Source organism: Bacillus sp. FSL L8-0099 (assembly GCF_038006385.1).
Taxonomy (GTDB): Bacteria; Bacillota; Bacilli; order Bacillales; family Bacillaceae_G; genus Bacillus_A; species Bacillus_A toyonensis.
In genome coordinates this window covers 4,267,737-4,292,668 of the sequence record NZ_JBBOVC010000001.1, presented here as the reverse complement: position 1 = coordinate 4,292,668, position 24,932 = coordinate 4,267,737, and the positions used below count along the sequence as shown (strand labels likewise).

Here is a 24,932-nt window from a genome sequence, read left to right as displayed (position 1 = left end):
TTAAAGTGAGGTAATGTAATGGATAATAAAATCGTATATGTCGTATCTGACTCTGTAGGAGAAACGGCTGATTTAGTTGTTCGAGCAGCAATGGGGCAATTCCCATTTGCTCCTGATATTAGACGTGTACCGTATGTAGAAGATACAGGGACATTAAAAGAAGTGATTTCGATTGCTAAGAGTAATCAAGCGCTTATTTGTTTTACGTTAGTAAAGCCGGAAATGCGCCAGTATTTAGTGAAAGAGGCTGCAAAAGAAGGGGTAGAGGCATACGATATTATCGGACCTCTTATCGATCAAATTGAAGAAATTACAGGGCAAGTGCCGAGATATGAGCCGGGTGTTGTTCGTAGATTAGATGAAGAGTACTTTAAAAAGATTGAAGCAATTGAGTTTGCTGTAAAGTACGATGATGGTAGAGATGCACGAGGTATTTTAAAAGCGGATATCGTGTTAATTGGAATTTCACGTACATCAAAAACACCACTTTCTCAATACTTAGCTCATAACAAACGGTTGAAAGTTGCCAATGTGCCGCTTGTACCAGAAGTGGATCCACCTGAGGAATTATATCAAGTGGCAAAAGAGAAATGTTTCGGTTTGAAAATTACACCGGATAAGTTAAATCATATTCGAAAAGAACGATTAAAATCACTTGGATTAAGTGACGGCGCAACATATGCCAATATTAATCGTATTCAAGAAGAGATTGATCACTTTGAAGCAGTAATTAGTAAAATAAATTGTCAAGTAATTGATGTATCGAATAAAGCGATTGAAGAAACAGCAAATATTATTGTGAATGCAGTGCAAAACCAAAAAATGTTTTAGCACATTTACCGAAGGTGAATGTGCTTTTTTCGCTCATATGAAATACGATACTTGTTGGATTAGTAATAGATTATAGCGGAGTGGTTATACTTATATTCTTCTGTTTTTTTATTATGTGAAAAGCATGGTTTAGTTATCCTAAAGTAGAAGATGAAAAAATAAAGGGATATGTAGCGTAGTTGAAGAAAATATATTATAATAAAAAATTGTGATAAAAACCTATATTTTACGTTTAGACTTTAATTTTTCAGAATAAACTAGGGATAGGATTTACAAAAAAGACATGTAATTACATTAAATCGACAAAATCTATACAAGAAAACGCACATTATGGAAGGATTCACAGAAGGGATGTAGAATACAGAAATATGCAAAACATCAATAACGTATTAGTTGATGCAGATGCATATCCCGTGAAGGATGAGATTGTGCAAGTTGGAACTGAATTTCATGTCGAAATTGTGTTTGTCGCATCGTATACTCATCGTTCAAGAAAACAGCAAGGCAATTGGATTTATGTAGATTCTGGACAAGATGAAGTTGATTTATATCTATCAACTTGCAAAGGTAACAGATCTCATGATCATACAGTATATGAGGCTTGCTAGTCTTCTTGTAAAAAAGGTGTATATGTATTGTCTTCAAGAGGTGCATTTGTAATAGATGAGCATATGAATACAATTTTATATAGTAGTATGTATCTGCGAAGTTACGCAGACAAAGGGCCTATATAAGAGGTCCGAAGTCGTTTACACAATGTGATCGACAATACTTTCTAACAAGTTTAGAAAAAATATTGTCGAATTATAAAGGAATTTTTTAATTTATATCGAATACAAAATACGACACGGAGATGGAGTTATGGGCAACAGAATTCCCGAAGAAGTTGTTGAACAGATTCGGACGTCATCCGATATTGTAGAAGTGATTGGTGAATACGTTCAACTTAGAAAGCAGGGACGTAACTATTTCGGCCTTTGTCCATTTCATGGTGAGAATTCTCCTTCATTCTCTGTTTCATCTGATAAGCAAATTTTTCATTGCTTCGGATGTGGAGAAGGTGGAAATGTATTTTCCTTTCTAATGAAAATGGAAGGACTTGCTTTTACCGAGGCTGTTCAAAAGTTAGGTGAAAGAAATGGAATTGCGGTTGCAGAGTATACATCAGGGCAAGTACAACAAGAAGACATATCTGATGACACTGTCATCATGCAACAGGCTCACGAACTTTTGAAAAAGTATTATCATCATTTATTAGTAAATACGGAAGAGGGAAATGAAGCACTTTCATATTTATTAAACCGTGGTATTACGAAAGAGATGATTGAGAAGTTTGAAATTGGTTATGCATCACTTGCTTGGGATGCTGCAACGAAAATTTTACAAAAAAGAGGTTTATCGCTGTCTAGTATGGAACAAGCCGGTCTTCTAATAAGAAGTGAGAAGGATGGTAGTCATTATGATCGCTTCCGTGGAAGAGTTATGTTTCCAATCCATACGTTACAAGGTAAGGTGATAGCGTTTAGTGGAAGGGCTTTAGGAGATGACACTCCGAAATATTTAAATAGCCCTGAAACACCGATTTTTCACAAAAGTAAATTGTTGTATAACTTCCACCAAGCAAGGCCGTTTATTAGAAAGCGTGGGCAAGTAGTCCTTTTTGAAGGGTATGCCGATGTACTAGCTGCGGTAAAGAGTGGTGTGGAAGAAGCTGTTGCGACAATGGGAACAGCTTTAACTGAAGAACAAGCAAAACTTCTGCGACGTAACGTTGAAACTGTTGTTCTTTGCTATGATGGTGATAAAGCAGGACGAGAAGCGACGATGAAAGCAGGGCAATTACTGTTAAAAGTTGGTTGCCAAGTGAAAGTCACATCCTTGCCAGATAAGCTTGATCCTGATGAATATGTGCAACAATATGGGACAACCGCTTTTGAAAATCTTGTGAAATCAAGTATAAGTTTTGTTGGTTTTAAAATAAATTATTTGCGTTTAGGGAAAAATTTGCAAGATGAGTCTGGCAAAGAAGAATATGTGAAAAGTGTTTTAAAAGAGTTGTCGTTGTTACAAGACGCGATGCAGGCAGAATCATATTTGAAGTCGTTATCGCAAGAGTTTTCTTATTCAATGGAAACACTTTTGAATCAATTGCACCAATATCGCAAAGAACAAAAGGTACAGCAAAAACAAATAAAGCAGGTTTCTAAGCCGTCTCAAGTTGTTCAAACAAAACCGAAGTTAACAGGTTTTGAAAGGGCAGAAAGAGAAATTATTTATCATATGTTGCAAAGTGCAGAAGTAGCCGTTCGCATGGAATCCCATATAGAAGATTTTCATACAGAAGAACATAAAGGGATTTTATATGAACTATACGCATATTATGAAAAGGGAAATGAACCTTCAGTCGGAACATTTTTAAGTTGGCTCTCTGATGAAAAGTTGAAAAACATTATCACTGATATTTCGACGGATGAATTTATTAATCCAGAATACACAGAAGAAGTGTTACAAGGCCATTTAGAGACGCTTAGACGTCATAAGGAAAAACTTGTAAAGATGGAAATCATCTTTAAAGTAAAACAGATGGAAAAAACAGATCCTGTAGAGGCTGCTAAATATTATGTAGCATATTTACAAAATCAAAAAGCGAGAAAATAGCTTTTTTGGTAAAGATTTAGTATAATGAATGTTTGTATCTCGCGTAAGGAGGGGAACAGATGGCTGACAAACCAGCTCGTTCTAAACAAATTGAAACTGAAATGACCCTTGAGCAAGTGAAAGAACAACTCACTGAGGTCGGAAAAAAACGTGGCGTTCTTACATATGAAGAGATCGCAGAACGCATGAATGGATTTGAAATTGAATCCGATCAAATGGATGAATACTATGAATATTTAGGTGAACAAGGGATTGACCTAGTTGGCGATAACGACAACGAAGAAGGTCCTAATAATCGCCAAATTACAAAAACGGAAGAAGAATTCGACCTTAATGATTTAAGTGTGCCACCAGGTGTGAAAATCAATGATCCTGTTCGTATGTACTTAAAAGAAATTGGTCGCGTTGACTTACTATCCGCTGAAGAAGAAATTCGACTTGCGACGCGTATTGAAGAAGGCGATGAAGAAGCAAAACGCCGTCTTGCGGAAGCGAACTTACGTCTTGTAGTAAGTATTGCAAAGCGTTACGTGGGCCGTGGTATGCTTTTCTTAGACTTAATCCAAGAAGGAAATATGGGTCTAATTAAAGCGGTTGAAAAGTTCGATTATCGTAAAGGTTTCAAATTTAGTACGTATGCAACTTGGTGGATTCGCCAAGCAATTACACGTGCGATTGCAGACCAAGCGCGAACAATTCGTATTCCAGTTCATATGGTTGAAACGATTAATAAGTTAATTCGTGTACAACGTCAATTGTTACAAGATTTAGGACGCGAACCATCTCCTGAAGAGATTGGTGAAGAAATGGATCTTGCGCCAGAAAAAGTACGCGAAATCTTAAAAATTGCACAGGAGCCAGTTTCTCTTGAAACACCAATTGGTGAAGAAGACGACTCCCATTTAGGTGACTTTATTGAAGACCAAGAAGCAACATCGCCTGCGGACCATGCAGCGTATGAATTGCTAAAAGAACAATTAGAAGATGTGTTAGATACACTAACAGATCGTGAAGAAAATGTTCTACGTCTTCGTTTCGGTTTAGATGATGGACGAACTCGTACGCTTGAAGAAGTTGGGAAAGTATTCGGCGTAACGAGAGAACGTATCCGTCAAATTGAAGCGAAAGCACTTCGCAAATTAAGACATCCAAGTCGTAGTAAGCGTCTTAAGGATTTCTTAGAATAGGCTAACTTTAAGTTTACTTCACTTTTGTGAAGTAAACTTTTTTGTTTTGTTAATTTTTGTTAAAATTTAGCTATCGGCAACGATTACAATTTCTTGTAATTTATTTTACAGAATTGTCTTTTGATTTGCAAATGCTCATTTTTCGATTTTTCGATTAATTTTGTTTATTCTATACAAAAAAATATGTAGAAAAGCGAAAAATATGATGAGAAACGTTAATAATTATCGAAATAATAAGCGATATAACAATAAAAAACAATAAACTGAATTTATGGAATATTTTCAACAAGTGATAGTTTACTCTTTTCGGATAGAGCGTTTTCAAGTACAATGGAAATGACTGAATCATCTAACTATTTAGGGGTATAGAGGGGGGAGAAGAGATATGAAACGTAATCCGCTGATTCCGTTCGCTCTTATTGCAGCATTAGGTATTATCGTTATGTTTGTATTTTCATTTCAGGGGCTAAATAAATCTAAAGAGTTAGCTGATACAAAAAATGGCGGGAAGCCAGCGCAAACAGCATCAAAGCCAGAGGATATTGTGAAGCAAAGCTGTACGAGCTGTCATGGTGATCAGTTACAAGGGGCGGTAGGGCCTAATTTACAAAAAATTGGTGGAAAACTTTCAAAGGATGAAATTAAAGAAATTCTTTCGAAAGGAAAAGGTAACATGCCGGCCAATTTAGTACCAGCTGATCAAGCGGCTAAAGTAGCTGATTGGCTATCTAAGAAAAAATAAGGTTCCATAAAACAAGCCTTTTGCTTTTGCAAAAGGCTTGTTTTTCTATACTTTCTAAAATACGATGAGTAATAGAGAATGGAATTGTTGTTATGGGCTTGCAACAACTACTATAAATTCATTATCATGGAGACAGACTGACAAGAGAAGGAGTAATGGAAATACATGAATGAAGTAAAGCTTTCAAAACGATTAGAAGAAGTTGTGCGCGAGATTCCAGTAGGATCTACAGTAGCTGATATTGGATCGGATCATGCGTATTTACCGTGTTATACAATTATAAATAATATTGCTACAAAAGCAGTTGCAGGAGAAGTTGTAGATGGGCCGTTTCGTTCTGCGCAAGCAACTGTAGCTGAAAGTGGCTTACAAGATAAAGTGGACGTTCGTAAAGGGAATGGATTAGAAGTAATTACACCAGGGGAAGTAGATGTAATTACAGTTGCTGGTATGGGTGGAGCACTAATTCGTGACATTTTAGAAAGTGGTAAAGAAAAGTTAGAAGGTGTAACACGTTTAATTTTACAGCCGAACATTGCAGCACATCACATACGTGAATGGTTTATTGAAAATGGCTGGGAGCTTATCCGTGAGAAAATCGTAAAAGAAGACGGGAAAATTTACGAAATTTTAGTTGGGGAACGAGGAAATATTGCAGCACCTTACTCGGATAATAAACAAGCTGAATTATTTATGGGTCCATTTTTAATAAAAGAAAAAGGTGAGGCTTTTGTTGAAAAGTGGGAAGGAGAATTGAAAAACTTCCAAAATATCTTAAAACAATTAGAACGTGCAGCAGATTCTGAAGAGACAAAAACGAAACGTGTAGAAGTAGAAGCGAAAATGAAAATGATAGGGGAGATTTTATCATGAGTAAAATTCCAAATGGCCATGAGGTTATTTCTTTATTTGAAAGTATGTACCCGAAGCATTTAGCGATGGAAGGGGATAAGATTGGCCTGCAGATCGGGGCGCTTAATAAACCCGTGCAGCACGTATTGATTGCTTTAGATGTAACGGAGGAGGTTGTAGATGAAGCAATTCAATTAGGAGCGAATGTCATTATTGCGCATCACCCTTTAATTTTTAATCCGTTAAAAGCGATTCATACAGAGAAAGCGTATGGGAAAATTATTGAAAAGTGTATTAAGAATGATATTGCCGTTTATGCCGCTCATACAAATGTAGACGTTGCTAAAGGTGGAGTAAACGATTTACTCGCTGATGCGTTAGGATTACAAAATACAGAAGTATTAGCTCCAACATACGCAGAAGAAATGAAAAAAATTGTTGTGTTTGTGCCAGTAACTCATGCAGAAGAGGTTCGTAAAGCATTAGGAGACGCAGGTGCGGGTCATATCGGCAATTATAGCCACTGTACGTTCAGTAGTGAGGGAGCAGGCGCGTTTGTACCTCAGGAGGGAACAAATCCTTATATCGGGGAAACTGGGCGGTTAGAACGTGTGGAAGAGGTACGTATCGAAACGATAATTCCAGCTTCACTACAAAGAAAAGTTATGAAAGAGATGTTGGCAGCTCATCCATACGAAGAAGTGGCATATGATGTATATCCTCTTGATAATAAAAGTGAAACGTTAGGGCTTGGAAAAATAGGCTATTTACAAGAAGAAATGACACTTGGACAGTTTGCTGAACATGTGAAACAATCATTAGACGTGAAGGGCGCAAGAGTTGTCGGCAAGTTAGGTGATAAAGTGCGTAAAGTTGCTGTACTTGGTGGGGATGGTAATAAATATATAAACCAAGCGAAATTTAAAGGGGCAGATGTATATGTAACAGGTGACATGTATTATCATGTCGCTCATGATGCGATGATGCTCGGTTTAAATATAGTTGATCCAGGACATAACGTTGAAAAGGTAATGAAGCAAGGTGTGCAAAAGCAACTGCAAGAAAAAGTAGATGCGAAAAAATTCAATGTACAAATTCATGCTTCGCAGTTACATACAGATCCATTCACATTTGTATAAGAAAAATAAAAACCGTTGCTCATGTAGGCAACGGTTTTTATTATTGTTCTTTTTTCACTTTTACACGAGGTAAGATTTTTTGAAGTGGTACTTTTCGAATTCTTTCCCACGTAGCCGGATTCATTGGGTCATATTGATCTAAGAAAGCGATAACCTCTTTTGTAATTGGTGTTGGAGTAGAAGCACCTGCTGTAACAGCTACGTTTTCTACACCTTGTAGCCATTCTAATTGAATTTCACTTACATCCGCAACACGGTAAGCTTTCGTACCAGCAATTTCTTGTGATACTTGCGCTAAGCGATTCGAATTGTTACTTTTTGGATCACCAACAACGATTGTTAAATCTGCAACATCCGCTTGTTTAGCTACAGCTTCTTGACGAACTTGAGTTGCTAAACAAATTTCCTTATGGAATTCTGCTGTTGGAAATTTTTTCTGAATGTCCTCCATTAAATGTTGAACATCCCATTGACTCATCGTTGTTTGATTCGTAACTAAAATTTTATCCGTTGGGATTTCTAATGTTTCTAAATCATCCGCTCTTTCGATAAGGTGAACGATATCAGGTGCAATACCAACCGCGCCTTCTGGTTCTGGATGGTTTTTTTTGCCGATATAAATGACATGATATCCTTCAGCTTTTTTTGCTTCAATAAGGTCATGTGTTTTTGTAACATCTGGACAAGTTGCATCGATTGTCGTTAAACCTTTTTCTTTTGCACGTTGTTTAACTTCAGGAGAAACACCGTGAGCAGTAAATATAACAGTACCAGAATCGATTTGATCTAAAATATCTAAGCGACTTGGTCCGTCTAACGTAATGATTCCATCTTCTTCAAAAGCGTCTGTAACATGTTTATTGTGAACAATCATACCTAAAATATAAATAGGTCTCGGTAATGATTTATCTAATGCAGCGTTACGTGCAATTACCATTGCATCGACAACACCGTAGCAATAACCACGAGGGGAAATTTTAACAATTTTCATATGAGTAATCCTCTCCTTCTAAACAAGGGATACTTTTGTGCATAGTCCTTTACATTATAAAGGAGGAGAGGATAGAAAACAAAGGATTGTTACACATATAGTTTGGGTTTTGTTGCTATTTTTTGAACAGGCTCCTCTCGTACTTCTGTTTCTATGGCTGGCTCAATCACTATTTTTTTTCTTTTTCTTTTTTTTTGTGGAGGAGGGGGAGTTGCTACCTCAACCTTTTCTGTTAGATCTTCAGTTTGATCTTCTTCCGTACTTTTTCCAGAGGTGAGGATTTTAACAATGCTTGGTAGGTTACGCATAATGGGACCGTACTGTTCGACGACAGGGCTTACAGATTGAACGACTTGTGATACTTTTTCGATATTGTTTATCATATTAGTTGGATTCGAAATTAAATTCGAAAAAAAACTGCCGATGCCGCTGCTAGATGCTGCTGTAGTGGCTGCACCGCCGCGCGTTTCGTTTGATTCATACATTTGAGGGGGAATCATTTGCTCTGGATACTGCTGCATGTATGGTTGATATTGCTGTGAGTATTGATGCGGGTATTGTTGTTGGTATTGCTGTTGATATTGCTGTTGCTGTTGATATTGCTGTTGATATTGGGGTGGCTGTTGTTGGTGCATCATTGGCGGCTGTCCTTCTATTTGTCGATAAGGCGGAACCATTTGCATGAAAGGTTCGGTTGGATCGTGTTTTTTAAAGAGTTTAGCAAGGAACCCTTTCTTTTTTTGTGCCATCGGTGGTAGTTGTGGAATGGGGTATGGTGTATAAGGTTGTTGGCCTGGATTCGGATACATTTGCCTTACGGGAGATTTTGGAAACATGTGAGAAATCCTCCTTTCTTCAGTTAGGTATATACACATACAATATGCAATAAGAGTGAAGAAGGTTAGTTTTTGAAGTAAAAACCTAAACTAAAGATGGATTTTACTTGTAGATTTCGATATAATGTAGACTTGACTGATTTGTGCGCGCAGTAGAAATTTAGAAAGAAGGTGTAACTTATGACACAACAAACTTTTACACAGTATGATTTTAAACCATTTTTAATAGATGCAATTCGTGAACTACGCTTTACAGAGCCGACAGGAATTCAACAGAAAATTTTCCCGGTCGTGAAAAAAGGTGTAAGTGTAATTGGACAATCCCAAACAGGTTCTGGGAAAACACATGCATACTTACTTCCTACATTAAACAGAATTAATCCAAGTCGTGAAGAAGTACAGCTTGTTATTACAGCTCCTACTCGTGAGTTAGCACAACAAATTTACGAAGAAATCGTGAAATTAACAAAGTTCTGTGCAGAAGATCAAATGATTACAGCACGTTGTTTAATTGGTGGAACTGATAAACAACGATCGATTGAAAAGTTGAAAAAACAACCACATATTGTAGTTGGAACACCAGGACGTATTAAAGACTTAGTAGAAGAAAAGGCGCTATTTGTTTATAAAGCGGATACTATTATTGTCGATGAAGCGGATTTAATGCTTGATATGGGATTCATTCAAGATGTAGATAAAATTGCAGCACGTATGCCTAAAAACTTGCAAATGCTAGTTTTCTCTGCAACAATTCCTCAAAAATTAAAACCATTTTTGAAGAAATATATGGAGAATCCAGAACATATTCATATTAATCCGAAACAAGTTGCAGCAGGAAATATTGAGCATTACCTTGTGCCTTCAAGACACCGTAATAAAATTGAATTAGTGAAAAATATGCTACTTCAATTTAAACCGTACTTAGCAATTGTGTTTACAAACACGAAGAAGAAGGCTGATGAAGTAGCCGATGGATTAGCTGAACGTGGGTTAAAAGTAGGGCGTATACACGGTGATTTATCACCACGTGATCGTAAAAAAATGATGAAACAAGTTCGTGATTTAGAGTTCCAATACATTGTCGCAACAGATTTAGCGGCACGCGGTATTGATATTGAAGGAATTAGCCATGTTATTAACTATGAACTTCCATCAGATTTAGATTTCTTCGTTCACCGCGTTGGAAGAACTGCACGTGCGGGTCATTCAGGGATTGCAGTGACAATTTATGATCCAGCAAATGAAGAAGCGTTAGATAGTTTGGAAAAACAACGTCATATCGAATTTAAGCATGTAGATTTACGCGGAGATGAGTGGGCGGATTTAGGTGACCGTCGTCGTCGTAAGAGTCGTAAAAAACCAAATGATGGACTAGATGTTATGGCAACAAAAGTTGTTAAAAAGCCGAAAAAAGTAAAACCAAACTATAAGCGAAAACTTGCAACAGAACGTGACAAAGTGAAGAAAAAATATAGCAATAAAAAAAGATAAGGGATTTCCCTTATCTTTTTTTTATCCAGCTATTTGTGAGAGTCGTAATCAATATGGGTAGAAAAATATGGATTAAAGCTTCACTTAATCCAGTTCATTTAAATGAAGAGTATAGTCTGTTTAAATAGTCATATAAATTTGTGTAGTGCGTTTTTTGTGAACAAACAATTCACTACATATTTCTACAAATTATGCTATCATTATAACTATTGTATATTGAAGAGGTGATTGTATGTTAAAGATTGGATCTCATGTCTCAATGAGTGGTAAGAAAATGTTATTAGCAGCAAGTGAAGAGGCTGTTTCATACGGTGCAACGACGTTTATGATTTATACAGGTGCACCGCAAAATACACGAAGAAAACCAATTGAAGAATTGAACATAGAAGCAGGACGTAAACATATGGAACTGAATGGTATTGAGGAAATTATCGTCCATGCACCATATATTATTAACGTTGGTAATACGACGAAGCCAGAAACATTCCAATTAGGTGTAGACTTCCTGCGCATGGAAATTGAAAGAACAGCGGCATTAGGTGTTGCGAAACAAATTGTTCTTCACCCAGGAGCGCACGTTGGTGCTGGAGCAGATGCAGGTATTCAACAAATTATTAAAGGGCTTAATGAAGTAATAACGCCTGAACAGACGGTTAACATTGCGCTAGAGACGATGGCTGGAAAAGGAACAGAGTGTGGTCGTAGCTTTGAGGAAATTGCAAAGATTATTGATGGTGTAAAATATAATGAAAAGCTATCTGTATGTTTTGATACGTGTCATACGCATGATGCGGGTTATGATATTGTAAATGATTTTGACGGTGTATTGAACGAATTTGACAAGATTGTTGGTGTAGATCGATTACAAGTGCTTCATATTAATGATAGTAAAAATGTGCGTGGGGCCGGAAAGGACCGTCACGAAAATATCGGTTTTGGTCATATCGGTTATAAAGCATTGCATCATATTGTACATCATCCGCAGTTAATGAACGTGCCAAAAATTCTTGAAACACCATATGTAGGTGAAGATAAAAAAGATAAGAAGCCACCATATAAATTAGAAATCGAAATGCTGAAAAACGGTACTTTTGATGAGGGGATTCTTGAAAAAATTAAAGCGCAATAAGGAGGGGGGTATCCCCTCCTTATTTTAGTAGTTGCTGAAATAAAGTGTTTACTTGTTGCGCGGTAGCAGGGGAAGTTACTTTTGCGATTTGTTTTAAGAGTTCTAGTCGCTCATTATTATCATAAATGTTAATATTCTTTCCTTTCATAAGTAAAACAATTTGATCAGCTTGTGCAGTTGTAATTGAAACTTCATATTCTTTACTATATTTCAATAACTCTTTTGTAGAAATATGATTTAATTTTTTATTCACAATTTGTTTAATGAGATTCATCGAGTTATCCTCCTTCATACGTTCTTCTATCGAAATATATGAGTGCGTAGCTTGTACATATTCTTATAGAGTTTCTTTTTTCATGAGGAAAAGAAGCGTATGTTATAATGTAAGGACAAAACTACAGAAAAAGAATATAAGGAGGACTTATGGAACAAAAGCAACATCGAAAAGAAAGCGTTATCCATCTCATTTATCGTTTAGTAATGATTATTTTTGGGGCAGCGTGCGCGGCGGTAGCGATTGAATTATTCTTAATGCCAAATAAAATTATTGATGGTGGAATTATTGGTATTTCTCTTATATTAGATTATCTTACTCCTAATATTTGGTGGTTAAGTTTTTCTACTTTAGTTGTTATCCTCAACATTCCGTTTATGTACTCTGGGTATAAGCAAATCGGAAAAACATTTATGTTATCCTCAGCATTTGGGATTGTAGCTTTAGCATTTATTGAATCGACATTACATGCTGTTCCACCATTTACAACTGAGCCCATTTTAGCAACAGTTTTTGGTGGCCTTATTTTGGGGCTTGGTGTAGGACTTGTTATTCGTCATGGCGGATCAATGGACGGAACAGAAATTATGGGGATTTTATTAACGAAGAAATTACCGTTTTCTGTTGGTGAATTCGTAATGTTTGTGAACTTATTTGTTTTTGCATGGGCAGCATTTGTATTTGGTGTCGAACAAGCTATGTATTCTGTTATGACGTACTATATTGCATTCAAAACAATTGATACGGTAATTCAAGGTTTAGATGAAACGAAAGCAGTTTTAATTGTATCAGATCAGTATGAGGAAGTATCAAATGCCATTTTGCATCGTCTCGGTCGTGGAACTACAAAGCTTGTAGCCAAAGGTGGTTACACGGATAAAGAAAAAGAAGTTATTTATGCAGTTGTAACGCGTTTGGAAGTGACGAAGTTAAAATCAATTGTGCATGAAATTGATGAAAATGCATTTGTTACGATTATGAGTACACAAGAAACAAATGGTGGTAAGTTTAAATCAGCTATCCACTAAAAAGTTACTTGGAATATTTTTCGAAAGCAGAGAATTTTTCTCTGCTTTTTGTTATAATAGTAAGGTTTCTTGAAAAAATAGATATAATTTAGGCAGATTGGTTTACAACTATAATAAGCTGTACTATAATTCAAATAGATATAAATCGGAATCATTCTGAATTAAAATAGGTGAGATGCTATGAATAATATATTGGAAATAGAAGGATTAACGTTTCGATATGAAGATCGAAATGTGTTAGAAAATATTAATTTGCAAGTTCCGAAGGGAGCTTTTTTAGGTTTAGTTGGGCCAAATGGTTCTGGGAAATCCACTTTACTAAAATGTTTATTAGGCGTTTTAAAGCCTAAACAAGGGAGTATTCGCTTGTTTGGTGTTGATAGCAAGAAGTTTAAAGAATGGAACAAACTTGGCTATGTATCCCAAAAGGCAAATAGTTTCAACTCTGGTTTTCCAGCAACTGTTTTTGAAGTTGTGTCAATGGGGCTCGTTTCGAAAAAAGGTCTTTTTCGCTTTTTCACGAAAGACGACAAGGCGAAGGTAGAAAAGGCGATTGCTGATGTAGGGATGAGTGAATTTCAAGGTCGCAATATTGGAGAGCTTTCTGGTGGACAACAACAACGTGTATTTATTGCTCGTGCGCTCGTTAGTGATCCTGAATTACTTATTTTGGACGAGCCTACTGTTGGGATTGATGTGAAAAATGTGGAAAGTTTTTATGAGATATTAGAGGATTTAAACAAAAGGCTTGGGATTACATTGATTCTTGTTACTCATGATATGGGGGCTGTTACCGAGAAAGTAACACATGTTGCATGTCTAAACCAACATTTACATTTTCATGGGAATGTAAAGGAGTTCCGAGAGTTAGAAGATGCAGAAATGTCCGTCTTATATGGACATCATGTCCATCGTTTAAAACACGAGCATGAGCATCACGGGAGGATATAATGATACAAGATTTTTTACAATATGACTTTTTACGTAATTCTTTATATGCAGGTATTTTAATTGGACTTGTTGCACCGCTTATCGGTGTGTTTGTTGTTATTCGTCGTTTATCTCTTATTGCAGATGCATTAAGTCACGTGACGTTATCAGGTATTGCAGCAAGTTTACTACTTGAAAAAACAATTTTTACAGGTGGCTTTTTAAATCCCCTATATATGGGGATGATTTTCTCGATTGGGGGAGCGTTACTAATTGAAAAGTTACGAACTGTATATAAGCATTATCAAGAATTAGCAATTCCGATTATTCTTTCAGCAGGAATGGGAATTGGAGTTATTTTCATTTCACTTGCAAATGGATTTAACACAGACTTATTTAGTTATTTATTTGGTAGTGTAAGTGCTGTAACGAGTACGGATTTAATTATTATTGGGATTGTAGCAATTGTTGTTATTGCGACAATTATTTTATTATATAAAGAGCTGTTTTTATTATCATTTGATGAGGAATACGCAGTATCAACTGGTCTAAGGGCAAAATGGATTCACTTTATCTTCATTATATTAGTTGCTCTTGTCATTGCAGTATCAATGCGTGTAGTAGGTGTTCTTCTCGTATCCTCATTAATGACGTTACCAGTTGCAGCAAGTATTCGTATTGCTAAAGGATTTAAACAAACAATTTTCTTTTCCATTTTATTTGGTGAAATTGCAGTAATTGGTGGAATGTTTGCTTCGTATCAACTTGATCTAGCACCAGGTGGTACAATTGTTATGATAGCAGTTCTTATTTTAATCGGTGCGATTTTATGGAAGAAGAAAAAAACTGCATAAAGTAGGGATAGGTATGAATCTAACAGAAGCTTTACGCCTAATGAAAGAAAAAGGATACAAACATACTGGGAAAAGGGAAGAGATGCTCAGATTATTTGCAGCTCACAATCGTTATTTAACAGCAAAAGATGTTTTAGAGCATATGAAGGATGATTATCCAGGTCTTAGTTTTGATACGATTTATCGTAACTTAACGGTTTTTGCTGAAATCGGCGTTTTAGAACAAACAGAATTAAATGGTGAAAAACATTTTCGTTTTACATGTTCCATTATGGAACATCATCATCATTTTATTTGTTTAGATTGCGGGGGAACGAAAGAGATTACTTCCTGTCCAATGGATTTTATGAATAAAGATTTTAACGGTTATGAAGTAACAGGGCATAAATTTGAAATATACGGCCGTTGTCCAAAATGTGCAAAATAAAAACTCGTCGGTTATATAACTGACGAGCTTTTTTGCATAAAAAAGAAGGTTGCTCACAAATATTGTGGGCAACCTTCTTTTTATTGTTCTTGTGTTTCTTTTTCTTTATCTCTTTCAGCAGCCATTTCAGCAGCAATTACATCGATTTCTTTTTTCAGTTCTTCTACCATTGTTTCTTCTGGTACTTTACGAACAACTTGCCCTTTACGGAATAATAATCCTTCTCCACGTGCACCGGCAATACCGATATCAGCTTCACGAGCTTCACCAGGGCCGTTTACAGCGCAACCAAGTACTGCAACTTTAATTGGTACTTGCAGTGTAGAAATATATTCTTCCACTTCGTTAGCGATGCTAATTAAATCAATTTCAATACGACCGCAAGTTGGACAAGAGATAAGTGTTGCTGCATTAGATGCAAGACCGAATGACTTTAATAGTTCACGTGCAACTTTTACTTCTTCAACTGGATCAGCACTTAATGAAATACGAAGTGTGTTTCCGATGCCTTTACTTAAAATTGCTCCAAGACCAGCGGCACTTTTTACAGTTCCAGCAAACAATGTGCCAGATTCTGTAATACCTAAATGTAATGGATAATCAAAAGCGCGAGCAGCTTTTTCATATGCTTCAATTGCTAAATTAACATCAGAGGCTTTCATAGATACGATAATATCGTGGAAATCTAAGTCCTCTAAAATTTTAATGTGATGTAGTGCGCTCTCAACCATGCCATCTGCAGTTGGGTATCCGTACTTTTCTAAAATGTGACGCTCTAATGAACCAGCGTTTACACCGATACGGATTGGAATGCCGCGCTCTTTTGCTGCATTTACAACAGCTTCTACTTTATGGCGACGACCAATGTTACCTGGATTGATACGTACTTTATCAATGCCACCTTCAATTGCTTTTAAAGCAAGGCGATAATCAAAATGAATATCAGCAACAAGTGGAATGTTGATTTGTTTTTTAATATCAGCAATAGCATTTGCTGCGCGTTCATCTGGAACGGCAACACGAACAACCTGACAACCAGCTTCTTCTAAACGTTTAATTTCAGCAACTGTTGCTTCAACATCATGTGTTTTTGTTGTTGTCATACTTTGTATAATTAATTCATTATTACCGCCAATTGTTAAATTACCGACTTTAACTGGACGTGTTTTTGTACGATGAGTCATTTCATTCACGAATAGATCGCTCTCCTTATAAAAGAAGTTTCTTATTTAGTCCCTCATATCAATGATAGTATACGTGATATAGGGCTATAGAAACCGAAGTGCTCGGTTTCACTTTTACTATTGTATCAGCGCCTTTATGTAATTGACAAGGATTAAGTGATCGCTTATTGATATAACGGGAATTTATAAGTCTTTCCAATTTGAATTTTTGTAGCAGATGTACTTTTATTTAATTGTTTAAAGTCATCAATTACCTTTTCAATAGAAGGGATTTTTTTCTTATTAATTTGTTCTGTAATCGAAAGAACGGTCTCACCAGTTTTTACTTCAATTGCTTTATAAGTAACATCTGTTTCTTCCTTTTTGCTTTGTTTTGTAGTTGTTTCTTCTTTTTTTATAGTTTGAGCAGCTGTTGTTTTTTTGTATGAACTTAACATCGGTAAAGTACCGATTTTTATATCGTAATAAAATATATAACCGAGAACAAGCACGAATAAGAATATACCTAATCTCTTCATATTCTTCACTCCTTTGCTAGGAATATATGCTTGTCCAAAAAAAAAATGCCTATTTAGGCATTTTTTATCGTTCTTATTTTTCTTTCGGTTGTGGAACTTCTTTAAGTGTTAAGTATAGAACAATTAAAACAACTGCGATATAAATGAATGTTGAACCAGGTACGACGATTTTAAATAAATCCATAATCATAAAGAAGATTGTTGGAATTGTGTAACTGTAAGCAGTTAATGTCCAAACTTGTTTGTAGGATAATTTACGTTGTCCGCTCATAGCAGAACCGATGAACGCAAGTAAAGTCACGCCTACAAAAGTAATGAATAATTGGAATAGGTACACTAAAAATCCGATAACAAATAATAAAATTGGATAGATACTATCGAATAGAGAAATAAAGTCTTGTAAATCTTTTTTCTCAAGAGATGCACCTAATAAGTCGTTATAGGAATACGTTTGTGTTTGACCATTTCCCATGGAGACTACTTTATCTTTTAAAACAAATAAACCCGTTTTATTTTGATATTTTTCTAAGTCTGTTGAATTTGGATCAAATACGAAAAGGGCATTGCCATCTTCTTTTTCGATAGGTTGATCAATATCTGCTGTTAGTTCGCCATTTTCAATTTTAAAATCAGGTAAATCTTTTTCGATTACTTTATTTACCATATTAACACCGTCTTGAATAACGCTACCGTACAAGAAAGTTCTTGGAATAGTAGTGATTAAGCAAAGAAGCATAATATACAAAATGGTTTTACCGATTTTTTGAAAACGGAAAAGCGCAATATCTTTAGGCGAATATACGCTTTTTGCTAGCTGTTTAAAAATGGACATAGATTCACTTCCTTTATGTATGTATAAAGTCATTGTAACGTAGGAATCTAGAGAATCTCAAGATATATTATATTTACATATAGTGGAGATAACTAAATTTCTTTTTAATAATTTTCTTCTTTTAAATGAGAAAAATACAATTGACACTTTTCTTTTTTATATGGTAAATTTATCTTACATTTCTTAAAGGATATATCCGATAGGAATTCAATTGTTTAATATGTTATTACATACATAATTATGGACCCTTAGCTCAGCTGGTTAGAGCAGACGGCTCATAACCGTCCGGTCGTAGGTTCGAGTCCTACAGGGTCCATACCCATTTCACATGTTTATTATGTCAGCAGGAAGCTTCCTTGTAGAAGGAAGCTTTTTTTACGGAATATATGAGCATTTTAATTGAAAAGAAGTGGGAATTTTGCTACTTTAATGATAGCAAGACAATGTGATTTATTTGTTTGCACCCTATGGCAATTAGGGTAGAATGAAGTTGTATGTCACACATATGGTGGCAATACATAAACTGGGAGGAATATAACAATGGCAAAACACGAATTACCAAACTTACCTTATGCGTATGATGCTTTAGAGCCTCACTTTGACAAAGAAACAATGAACATCCATCATACAAAACATCACAACACGTACATTACAAACTTAAACGCTGCTTTAGAAGGTCATGCAGAACTAGCTGACAAAAGCGTTGAAGAATTAGTTGCAAACTTAAACGAAGTACCAGAAGCAATCCGTACAGCAGTACGTAACAATGGTGGTGGACATGCTAACCATACATTCTTCTGGACAATTCTTTCTCCAAACGGCGGGGGACAACCAGTAGGCGAACTTGCAACTGCGATTGAAGCGAAATTCGGTAGCTTCGATGCATTCAAAGAAGAATTCGCAAAAGCTGGCGCAACTCGCTTCGGTTCTGGTTGGGCTTGGTTAGTAGTAAACAATGGTGAGTTAGAAGTAACAAGCACGCCAAACCAAGATTCTCCTCTAACTGAAGGTAAAACTCCAGTTATCGGTTTAGATGTTTGGGAGCATGCTTACTACTTAAATTACCAAAACCGTCGTCCAGACTACATCGGTGCATTCTGGAACGTTGTAGATTGGAACGCTGCTGAAAAACGTTACCAAGAAGCAAAATAATTATAATAATTATAGAAAAAAGCTAGGACAATGCTCCTAGCTTTTTTCTATGCTTTCCTTTTACATAATTGGGCTTGTCTTTGGAAGACTAGAACATGAAGTAAAGGAGAGTTGTGTATGAAGTGGAAACATATAATTGGTGACGTTGAAGTGAATCGGGATTTAGTGTTATTGCTCCTTATTGGAGGTTTATACACGCTCGCAATTTCTTTATCGAATACGTTTGTTAATATTTATTTATGGAAACAAACACAAAATTATGTGAATCTTGGCTTGTATAATTTGGCCAGCGTTGTATTGCAGCCTCTCACATTTCTTATAGGTGGGAAATTAGCGAAACGTATTGACCGCTCAATCTTGTTACGAATAGGCGTAGGCACGTTAGCAATTTTTTTTATCGTTGTTTTAGTAGCGGGAAAAAGCGCTTCTCACTATATTTTATTAATGGGGGCTCTTTTAGGAGTCGGATATGGTTTTTATTGGCTCGCGTTTAACTTATTGACATTTGAGATTACAGAACCAGAAACAAGAGATTTCTTTAATGGGTTTCTTGGACTTCTTACATCCTTCTCTGGAATGATTGGACCGATAGCGGCAGGATACACAATTTCACGTATGGCAAAATGGAGTGGTTATACTGTCATATTCTTTCTTTCATTAGTGCTATTTGCAATTGCTGTCGTTTTAAGCTTTTTTTTATCTAAGAGAGAATGTGAAGGGCGTTATGAAATGACAAAAGTATTGAAAGAGCGACGGATTGATAAAAATTGGGGGAGAATTACACGTGCTCATTTTTTCCAAGGGTTGAGAGAGGGAACATTTATTTTTGTTATTTCAGTATATGTGTACTTAGCAACCGATAGTGAGCTCGCATTAGGGAAATATAGCTTAGTCAACTCCGCTGTATCATTTGTATGTTACTACTTAGTTGCTCGTATGTTAAAGAAAGAGTGGCGAAAAAAAGCGATTTTGCTTGGAGGCATTATTTTATATGCGGTCGTATTTTTAGTTATATTCAATGTTACATACACAAAATTACTTATTTATGCAGCATGTATCGCGATCGCATACCCTATTTTACTCGTTCCGTACGGGTCAATGACATATGACGTAATTGGTAGAGCGAAAAATGCGAGAGAGTGGCGTGTAGAGTATGTAGTTGTCCGGGAATTATGGTTAAATGCTGGAAGGATTTGTTCGGTTTTAAGTTTTTTATGTGCTGTGTTATTCTTTCCGCCTGAAAAAAGTTTACCTTTCTTACTATGTATTTTAGGTGCTGGACATTTTCTTATTTATTTTGCAGTTAAAAATGTCAAATATGATGAGGGAAATGTGGGGAAAACCAGCGTTGTAGCGCAAGAAACTACTCAGAATCAAACTGAACCAGAAGGTTAACTTATCGTTTGTTTTATGCTAAAATAGAAAAAGATGTAAGACAGCAGTGAGGACACCTGTATGAAGGTGTCCCTTTCACATTACATAGCTGTTGGTAGAGGGGGTTTGTATGAGCAAGAAGCAGAAACAACAAAAGAAAAAAACTCACGTTCCTTTTCGATTAAACGTGCTGTTTTTTTGCGTATTTTTAATGTTCTCCGCGGTTATTGTAAGGCTCGGATATGTACAAATTGTTCGTGGTGAGGAATATAAGAATGAAGTAGAGAAGAAAGAGAATTCAACGATAAGTAATCCTGTACCGCGCGGGAAAATCTTTGACCGCTATGGGCGACCTGTAGTAGATAATACAGCTGTTCGTACTATTACATTTACAAAAATGAAAGGATCAACTGCAGAAGATCGCTTAGAAACAGCGAAAAAATTAGCAGAGTTGATTGAAGTACCGACAGATAAATTAACAGATCGAGATAAAAAAGATTATTGGATTGCGATGCATAAAGAGGAAGCGAAAACAAAAATTACGAGTAAAGATCGTCAAGAATTGAAAGATAACAAAATTGACGATAAAGAATTAGACGAGCGTCAACGAAGTCGTGTGACAGAAGAAGAGATTAATCAATTATCCGCAAAAGATTTAGAAATACTAGCGATTAAAAGTAAGATGGACGGCGGATATGCAATGACACCTCAAGTTATTAAAAAAGATGCTACAGAAAAAGAATATGCGATTATTAGCGAGAGCCTAGCAACATTACCAGGTGTAGATACGAATGTTGATTGGGATCGAAAATATACGTATGATGATTTATTCCGAAGTGTTCTTGGTGGGGTGTCGACGGCGGATGAAGGTTTACCGAGAGAAAGACTAGATTACTATCTTGTTCGTGATTATAATCGAAATGACCGAGTAGGGAAAAGTTATCTTGAACAGCAATATGAAGATAGCCTGCACGGTACGAAAGCAGAAGTGAAAAATATTACAGATAAAAATGGTAATATTTTGGAAACGATTAATGTATCGCAAGGACAAAGCGGTAATGACCTGAACTTAACAATTGATATGGAATTACAAAAGCGTGTGGAAGATATTCTTGCGAAAAACTTAATGAGATTTAAAGGAGCGGAACCTCTTTTAGATCGTGCTTTCGTTGTTATGACGAATCCGAAAAACGGTGAAGTGTTATCTATGGCTGGAAAACAGCTTGTTACGAATGATGAAGGAAAAACTGATGTGAAAGATTTCGCTTTAGGTACGATGACAAGCTCGTATCCTGTAGGTTCAACAGTAAAAGGTGCAACGATTCTGACAGGGTATCAAACAGGTGCAATTCAACCAGGATCGGTACAGTTAGATGAACCAATCAAATTAAAAGGTACACCGACGAAATCATCTTGGAAAACAATGGGATATATTAATGATCTTACAGCGTTAAAAATGTCTTCTAACGTATATATGTTTAAAACAGCGATGAATATTGCTAATGTTCCATATGTGAGAGGTGGTACGTTAGATATAAAACAAAAATCATTTGATACGATGCGTTACTATTTCGGGCAGTTTGGATTAGGTGTAAAAACAGGAATTGATTTACCGAATGAATCTGCTGGTCAGATGGGTAGAACAGACAATATCCCAGGGTTTTTACTTGATTATGCAATCGGTCAATATGATACGTATACACCACTTCAATTAGCTCAGTATATTTCAACAATTGCCAATGGTGGATATCGTATGCAGCCGCAAGTTGTGAAAGAGATTCGTCAACCGGCAGTGAAACCGGAGGAAGTTGGAAAAGTTGTTCATTCGATGGAACCGAAAGTGCTAAATCGTATTGATATGCCTGAATCACAAATTAAACGTGTTCAAGAAGGATTCAGACAAGTATTTAACGATTCGGGTGGTACAGCTACAAAATACTTTACAGGTGCAAAATATAAAGCTGCAGGGAAAACCGGTACAGCCCAAACTGTGTATGGCGGAGATAAAGAGATTGGTAGAAATGCAAAAGGTGAGCGTGTTCAAGTTTATAACTTAACATTAGTAGGTTATGCGCCACTTGAAGACCCTGAAGTAGCATTTTCTGTTGTTGTTCCGTGGGTACATGATGATAAGACTGGTATTAATGGATATATTAGTCGTGAAATTATGGATGCTTACTTTGATTTGAAAAACCAAGAAATAAATGGTGAAGCTCCAAAAGATGCAAAAGATAATAAAAATGAAAAAGAAGATCAAGATGAGGAATAAAAAAGTTGTAAAAAAAGCACACTATCTGAAAAGATAGTGTGCTTTTTTTTATGGTTTATGCATATCGTGTAATAAATGTGGACAAGTATAAAATATTGGAAAAAGCACGCGGTCTCACAAATGATAATTTTATATTGTGTATAGGGGGATAACTGTCTTATGGACTAATTAATTATCAGTGGAAATGAATAGCGGCTACTGATTAAAGTTTTATCTTATGTTGATTCCTGTGGAACTTTACAAAACTTTTACAAACAATTAAAACCGAATTAATAGTTTAGCAGTATTCTTATATCTGTAATCCTGTTATTTCCGGTTACTTCTAGGAGGAAGAACACGTGAAATGGATGAGTGCATCGATTAAAGTTTTTATATTATCGACATGGTTCCTTTGTTTTGGCATATCTACTGCATTTGCTGTGAACGAAATGGGAGAAGTGAGAGTTGATGGATCCTCAACGGTTTTTCCTATTATAGAAGCAGTAGCGGAGGAATATACAAAGGAGCATCCAAACGTGAAAATTTCTATTAGTGTTTCTGGAACTGGAGGAGGATTTAATCGTTTCAGTAAAGGAGAAGTGGATATAAATAATGCTTCGAGAGTAATGAAACAAGTGGAAGAAAATGAAATGAAGAATAACTCCATTCAGTTTACACCCTTTGAGGTTGCTTATGATGGTCTTACGATTGTTGTAAATCGTCACAATACTTGGGTAGACAATATGACAGTAGACGAGTTACGTCTCTTATGGAGTGAAGATGGAAGAGAGAAGCGATGGTCGCAAGTTCATTCAACATGGCCACGTGCACAAGTGAAGTTTTATGCACCAGGTGTAGACTCTGGTACTTATGATTATTTTCAAAATGTCATCTTACAAAATCGTCGCATTGTAAAAAAAGTCTCTTTGTCTGAAGATGATCAAGTTATTATGCAAGGAGTAATGCATGATAAAAATGCCATTGCTTTTGTAGGATATGCTTATTATATGGCCAATCGAGATAGGGTGAAAGCGATAAAAGTGAACGGTGTATTTCCGACGAAAGAGACTATTCAATCAGGTGATTATAAGCCGTTATCTAGATCGTTATTTACTTATGTGAATGATGCATCTATCCGACAAAAAATAAATGTAGCAAATTATGTTGAGTTTATGATCAAACATGTTGGTAACCTCGCTGAAGAGGTTGGATATGTAAAATTACGAAAAGAAAAATATAATGAACAGCTGCGAATGTTAACAGAAATCAAAAGGTAATGTCAGGGTGGAAAGGGGTTTTCATCTTTGGCTCATAATGACAAAAGTCAAATTACATTTTCTGTACAACATTTGATTGAAAGAAATACAAAACAAAGAAAAAAAACGCAACGAATCAATCAAATAGTTCCATTATTATTAAAAATAATTGCTAGTGTGTCTATTGTGACGACAATTGGAATTATTTTTACGTTGGCAAATGAAACAATGATGTTTTTTCAAAAAATATCATTATACTCCTTTTTGACGGAGAAAGAATGGTTACCGTTTTTTGAAGATCCTAAATTCGGTATATTACCACTTATATGTGGAACAGTCCTTGTAACAGCAATCGCCATGTTTGTAGCAATTCCTATCGGTTTAGCGTGTGCTGTATTTTTGAGCGAATACGCTTCAAACGGTGCGCGAAAAATATTAAAGCCGATGTTAGAACTATTAGCAGGTATCCCGACAATTGTATATGGTTTTTTTGCATTAACAGTTGTCACGCCACTTTTACAACGAATGATACCGGATTTACAGTTTTTTAATGCAATTAGTCCAGGAATCGTGATTGGATTTATGATGATACCTACAGTTGCATCTTTATCTGAAGACTCGATGAGAGCTGTGGCGAAAGGAACGAAAGAAGCCTCGTTAGCGCTCGGTGCGACTCGGTTTGAGATGGTAAAACAAGTAGTGTTTCCCGCAGCTTTTACAGGAATTATGGCAGCGATTATATTAGCGGCTTCTAGGGCAATCGGTGAAACAATGATAGTTGTAATTGCAGCGGGATCCACACCGAATGTATCGCTGGATCCGACGCACTCTATTCAAACGTTAACAGCCTATATTGTGCAAGTGAGTTTAGGCGATGCTCCGCATGGAACGATTGCTTATTACAGTATGTATGCCGTAGGCGCAACGTTATTCTTGTTTACTTTTATAATGAACATCATTTCGCAGTATATTGTGCGCCGTTTTAGGAGGGTGACATAA

The 24,932-nt window shown here is 36.2% G+C and carries 24 protein-coding genes and 1 tRNA gene; 19 read left to right on the top strand and 6 right to left on the bottom strand.

Annotated features, from left to right (window positions below; genetic code table 11):
* Nucleotides 1–18 precede the first annotated feature (18 nt).
* The 7 genes from MHH42_RS21795 to MHH42_RS21765 all read left to right on the top strand — a co-directional run bounded on the left by MHH42_RS21795 (nt 19) and on the right by MHH42_RS21765 (nt 7,409).
* Complete coding sequence (locus tag MHH42_RS21795; RefSeq protein WP_000368950.1) at nt 19–831, top strand: pyruvate, water dikinase regulatory protein; 813 nt, start codon at nt 19–21, stop codon at nt 829–831.
* A 368-nt stretch (nt 832–1,199) separates the two neighbouring features.
* The gene (locus MHH42_RS21790; RefSeq protein WP_002039621.1) at nt 1,200–1,439 is read left to right on the top strand and encodes a DUF188 domain-containing protein; all 240 of its coding nucleotides are present in this window, start codon (nt 1,200–1,202) and stop codon (nt 1,437–1,439) included.
* A gap of 253 nt (nt 1,440–1,692) precedes the next feature.
* Nucleotides 1,693–3,489, top strand: coding sequence for a DNA primase (gene dnaG / locus MHH42_RS21785; RefSeq protein WP_000528230.1), 1,797 nt, complete (start codon nt 1,693–1,695; stop codon nt 3,487–3,489).
* A gap of 59 nt (nt 3,490–3,548) precedes the next feature.
* The gene (rpoD, locus tag MHH42_RS21780; RefSeq protein ID WP_000764067.1) at nt 3,549–4,676 is read left to right on the top strand and encodes an RNA polymerase sigma factor RpoD; all 1,128 of its coding nucleotides are present in this window, start codon (nt 3,549–3,551) and stop codon (nt 4,674–4,676) included.
* 385 nt (nt 4,677–5,061) lie between these two features.
* Entirely contained in the window at nt 5,062–5,418 is a 357-nt protein-coding gene (gene cccA / locus MHH42_RS21775) for a cytochrome c550 (RefSeq protein ID WP_000828150.1), read from the top strand.
* 165 nt (nt 5,419–5,583) lie between these two features.
* Nucleotides 5,584–6,291 carry a tRNA (adenine(22)-N(1))-methyltransferase gene (locus MHH42_RS21770; protein WP_001006556.1) on the top strand — a complete coding sequence of 236 codons (708 nt, stop codon included), beginning with the start codon at nt 5,584–5,586 and terminating at the stop codon, nt 6,289–6,291.
* Entirely contained in the window at nt 6,288–7,409 is a 1,122-nt protein-coding gene (locus MHH42_RS21765) for a Nif3-like dinuclear metal center hexameric protein (protein WP_097837416.1), read from the top strand. Before MHH42_RS21770 ends, MHH42_RS21765 begins: the two co-directional genes overlap by 4 nt.
* A 40-nt stretch (nt 7,410–7,449) precedes the next feature.
* Here the strand turns inward: MHH42_RS21765 and MHH42_RS21760 are convergent, their stop codons facing one another.
* Together MHH42_RS21760 and vrrA are read right to left on the bottom strand one after the other, a co-directional pair.
* Complete coding sequence (locus tag MHH42_RS21760; RefSeq protein ID WP_000706652.1) at nt 7,450–8,400, bottom strand: 4-hydroxy-3-methylbut-2-enyl diphosphate reductase; 951 nt, start codon at nt 8,398–8,400, stop codon at nt 7,450–7,452.
* Between the two features lie 89 nt (nt 8,401–8,489).
* Nucleotides 8,490–9,236, bottom strand: a complete 747-nt coding sequence (gene vrrA / locus MHH42_RS21755; RefSeq protein ID WP_340894096.1) for a VrrA/YqfQ family protein — start codon at nt 9,234–9,236, stop codon at nt 8,490–8,492.
* Nucleotides 9,237–9,416: 180 nt separating this feature from the next.
* Here vrrA and MHH42_RS21750 point away from each other — a divergent pair, with 180 nt between their 5' ends.
* Together MHH42_RS21750 and MHH42_RS21745 are read left to right on the top strand one after the other, a co-directional pair.
* Complete coding sequence (locus MHH42_RS21750; protein ID WP_000194009.1) at nt 9,417–10,727, top strand: DEAD/DEAH box helicase; 1,311 nt, start codon at nt 9,417–9,419, stop codon at nt 10,725–10,727.
* 232 nt (nt 10,728–10,959) lie between these two features.
* Complete coding sequence (locus tag MHH42_RS21745) at nt 10,960–11,856, top strand: deoxyribonuclease IV (protein ID WP_000912447.1); 897 nt, start codon at nt 10,960–10,962, stop codon at nt 11,854–11,856.
* A gap of 19 nt (nt 11,857–11,875) precedes the next feature.
* Here the strand turns inward: MHH42_RS21745 and MHH42_RS21740 are convergent, their stop codons facing one another.
* Entirely contained in the window at nt 11,876–12,130 is a 255-nt protein-coding gene (locus tag MHH42_RS21740; protein ID WP_001048958.1) for a DUF2624 domain-containing protein, read from the bottom strand.
* A 149-nt stretch (nt 12,131–12,279) separates the two neighbouring features.
* Here MHH42_RS21740 and MHH42_RS21735 point away from each other — a divergent pair, with 149 nt between their 5' ends.
* The 4 genes from MHH42_RS21735 (at nt 12,280) to MHH42_RS21720 (ending at nt 15,369) form a co-directional block, all read left to right on the top strand.
* A complete protein-coding gene (locus tag MHH42_RS21735) occupies nt 12,280–13,158 on the top strand; it encodes a YitT family protein (protein ID WP_000435959.1) in 879 nt (292 codons plus the stop codon).
* Between the two features lie 180 nt (nt 13,159–13,338).
* Nucleotides 13,339–14,109, top strand: a complete 771-nt coding sequence (locus tag MHH42_RS21730; protein WP_001059665.1) for a metal ABC transporter ATP-binding protein — start codon at nt 13,339–13,341, stop codon at nt 14,107–14,109.
* Nucleotides 14,109–14,942 carry a metal ABC transporter permease gene (locus tag MHH42_RS21725; protein WP_000613814.1) on the top strand — a complete coding sequence of 278 codons (834 nt, stop codon included), beginning with the start codon at nt 14,109–14,111 and terminating at the stop codon, nt 14,940–14,942. Before MHH42_RS21730 ends, MHH42_RS21725 begins: the two co-directional genes overlap by 1 nt.
* Nucleotides 14,943–14,955: 13 nt before the next feature.
* Nucleotides 14,956–15,369 carry a Fur family transcriptional regulator gene (locus tag MHH42_RS21720; protein WP_001054515.1) on the top strand — a complete coding sequence of 138 codons (414 nt, stop codon included), beginning with the start codon at nt 14,956–14,958 and terminating at the stop codon, nt 15,367–15,369.
* Between the two features lie 80 nt (nt 15,370–15,449).
* Here the strand turns inward: MHH42_RS21720 and ispG are convergent, their stop codons facing one another.
* From ispG to yqgB, 3 genes are all read right to left on the bottom strand, one after another.
* Nucleotides 15,450–16,553: a flavodoxin-dependent (E)-4-hydroxy-3-methylbut-2-enyl-diphosphate synthase gene (gene ispG, locus MHH42_RS21715; RefSeq protein WP_162861751.1), complete on the bottom strand. Its 1,104-nt coding sequence runs from the start codon at nt 16,551–16,553 to the stop codon at nt 15,450–15,452.
* A 164-nt stretch (nt 16,554–16,717) separates the two neighbouring features.
* Nucleotides 16,718–17,071: a hypothetical protein gene (locus tag MHH42_RS21710; RefSeq protein WP_000825413.1), complete on the bottom strand. Its 354-nt coding sequence runs from the start codon at nt 17,069–17,071 to the stop codon at nt 16,718–16,720.
* A 73-nt stretch (nt 17,072–17,144) separates the two neighbouring features.
* Nucleotides 17,145–17,903, bottom strand: a complete 759-nt coding sequence (gene yqgB, locus MHH42_RS21705) for a protein YqgB (RefSeq protein ID WP_000021677.1) — start codon at nt 17,901–17,903, stop codon at nt 17,145–17,147.
* Between the two features lie 242 nt (nt 17,904–18,145).
* On the opposite strand from yqgB, the gene MHH42_RS21700 reads away from it, so the two are divergent.
* From MHH42_RS21700 to pstC, 6 genes are all read left to right on the top strand, one after another.
* Nucleotides 18,146–18,219, top strand: a tRNA-Ile gene (locus tag MHH42_RS21700).
* Between the two features lie 224 nt (nt 18,220–18,443).
* The gene (sodA, locus tag MHH42_RS21695) at nt 18,444–19,055 is read left to right on the top strand and encodes a superoxide dismutase [Mn] (protein WP_001052031.1); all 612 of its coding nucleotides are present in this window, start codon (nt 18,444–18,446) and stop codon (nt 19,053–19,055) included.
* A 117-nt stretch (nt 19,056–19,172) separates the two neighbouring features.
* Complete coding sequence (locus MHH42_RS21690; RefSeq protein ID WP_070173780.1) at nt 19,173–20,450, top strand: MFS transporter; 1,278 nt, start codon at nt 19,173–19,175, stop codon at nt 20,448–20,450.
* Nucleotides 20,451–20,559: 109 nt separating this feature from the next.
* Nucleotides 20,560–22,698, top strand: coding sequence for a peptidoglycan D,D-transpeptidase FtsI family protein (locus MHH42_RS21685; protein ID WP_000038999.1), 2,139 nt, complete (start codon nt 20,560–20,562; stop codon nt 22,696–22,698).
* Between the two features lie 338 nt (nt 22,699–23,036).
* The gene (locus MHH42_RS21680; protein WP_000871833.1) at nt 23,037–23,954 is read left to right on the top strand and encodes a PstS family phosphate ABC transporter substrate-binding protein; all 918 of its coding nucleotides are present in this window, start codon (nt 23,037–23,039) and stop codon (nt 23,952–23,954) included.
* A 27-nt stretch (nt 23,955–23,981) separates the two neighbouring features.
* Nucleotides 23,982–24,932 carry a phosphate ABC transporter permease subunit PstC gene (gene pstC, locus MHH42_RS21675; protein WP_000940899.1) on the top strand — a complete coding sequence of 317 codons (951 nt, stop codon included), beginning with the start codon at nt 23,982–23,984 and terminating at the stop codon, nt 24,930–24,932.

Excerpts from the sequence above, each read along its gene's own strand:
- MHH42_RS21795 (WP_000368950.1), top strand. The coding sequence starts at position 19 with ATGGATAATAAAATCGTATATGTCGTATCTGACTCTGTAGGAGAAACG.
- MHH42_RS21790 (WP_002039621.1), top strand. The coding sequence starts at position 1,200 with ATGCAAAACATCAATAACGTATTAGTTGATGCAGATGCATATCCCGTG.
- dnaG (WP_000528230.1), top strand. The coding sequence starts at position 1,693 with ATGGGCAACAGAATTCCCGAAGAAGTTGTTGAACAGATTCGGACGTCA.
- rpoD (WP_000764067.1), top strand. The coding sequence starts at position 3,549 with ATGGCTGACAAACCAGCTCGTTCTAAACAAATTGAAACTGAAATGACC.
- cccA (WP_000828150.1), top strand. The coding sequence starts at position 5,062 with ATGAAACGTAATCCGCTGATTCCGTTCGCTCTTATTGCAGCATTAGGT.
- MHH42_RS21770 (WP_001006556.1), top strand. The coding sequence starts at position 5,584 with ATGAATGAAGTAAAGCTTTCAAAACGATTAGAAGAAGTTGTGCGCGAG.
- MHH42_RS21765 (WP_097837416.1), top strand. The coding sequence starts at position 6,288 with ATGAGTAAAATTCCAAATGGCCATGAGGTTATTTCTTTATTTGAAAGT.
- MHH42_RS21760 (WP_000706652.1), bottom strand. The coding sequence starts at position 8,400 with ATGAAAATTGTTAAAATTTCCCCTCGTGGTTATTGCTACGGTGTTGTC.
- vrrA (WP_340894096.1), bottom strand. The coding sequence starts at position 9,236 with ATGTTTCCAAAATCTCCCGTAAGGCAAATGTATCCGAATCCAGGCCAA.
- MHH42_RS21750 (WP_000194009.1), top strand. The coding sequence starts at position 9,417 with ATGACACAACAAACTTTTACACAGTATGATTTTAAACCATTTTTAATA.
- MHH42_RS21745 (WP_000912447.1), top strand. The coding sequence starts at position 10,960 with ATGTTAAAGATTGGATCTCATGTCTCAATGAGTGGTAAGAAAATGTTA.
- MHH42_RS21740 (WP_001048958.1), bottom strand. The coding sequence starts at position 12,130 with ATGAATCTCATTAAACAAATTGTGAATAAAAAATTAAATCATATTTCT.
- MHH42_RS21735 (WP_000435959.1), top strand. The coding sequence starts at position 12,280 with ATGGAACAAAAGCAACATCGAAAAGAAAGCGTTATCCATCTCATTTAT.
- MHH42_RS21730 (WP_001059665.1), top strand. The coding sequence starts at position 13,339 with ATGAATAATATATTGGAAATAGAAGGATTAACGTTTCGATATGAAGAT.
- MHH42_RS21725 (WP_000613814.1), top strand. The coding sequence starts at position 14,109 with ATGATACAAGATTTTTTACAATATGACTTTTTACGTAATTCTTTATAT.
- MHH42_RS21720 (WP_001054515.1), top strand. The coding sequence starts at position 14,956 with ATGAATCTAACAGAAGCTTTACGCCTAATGAAAGAAAAAGGATACAAA.
- ispG (WP_162861751.1), bottom strand. The coding sequence starts at position 16,553 with ATGACTCATCGTACAAAAACACGTCCAGTTAAAGTCGGTAATTTAACA.
- MHH42_RS21710 (WP_000825413.1), bottom strand. The coding sequence starts at position 17,071 with ATGAAGAGATTAGGTATATTCTTATTCGTGCTTGTTCTCGGTTATATA.
- yqgB (WP_000021677.1), bottom strand. The coding sequence starts at position 17,903 with ATGTCCATTTTTAAACAGCTAGCAAAAAGCGTATATTCGCCTAAAGAT.
- sodA (WP_001052031.1), top strand. The coding sequence starts at position 18,444 with ATGGCAAAACACGAATTACCAAACTTACCTTATGCGTATGATGCTTTA.
- MHH42_RS21690 (WP_070173780.1), top strand. The coding sequence starts at position 19,173 with ATGAAGTGGAAACATATAATTGGTGACGTTGAAGTGAATCGGGATTTA.
- MHH42_RS21685 (WP_000038999.1), top strand. The coding sequence starts at position 20,560 with ATGAGCAAGAAGCAGAAACAACAAAAGAAAAAAACTCACGTTCCTTTT.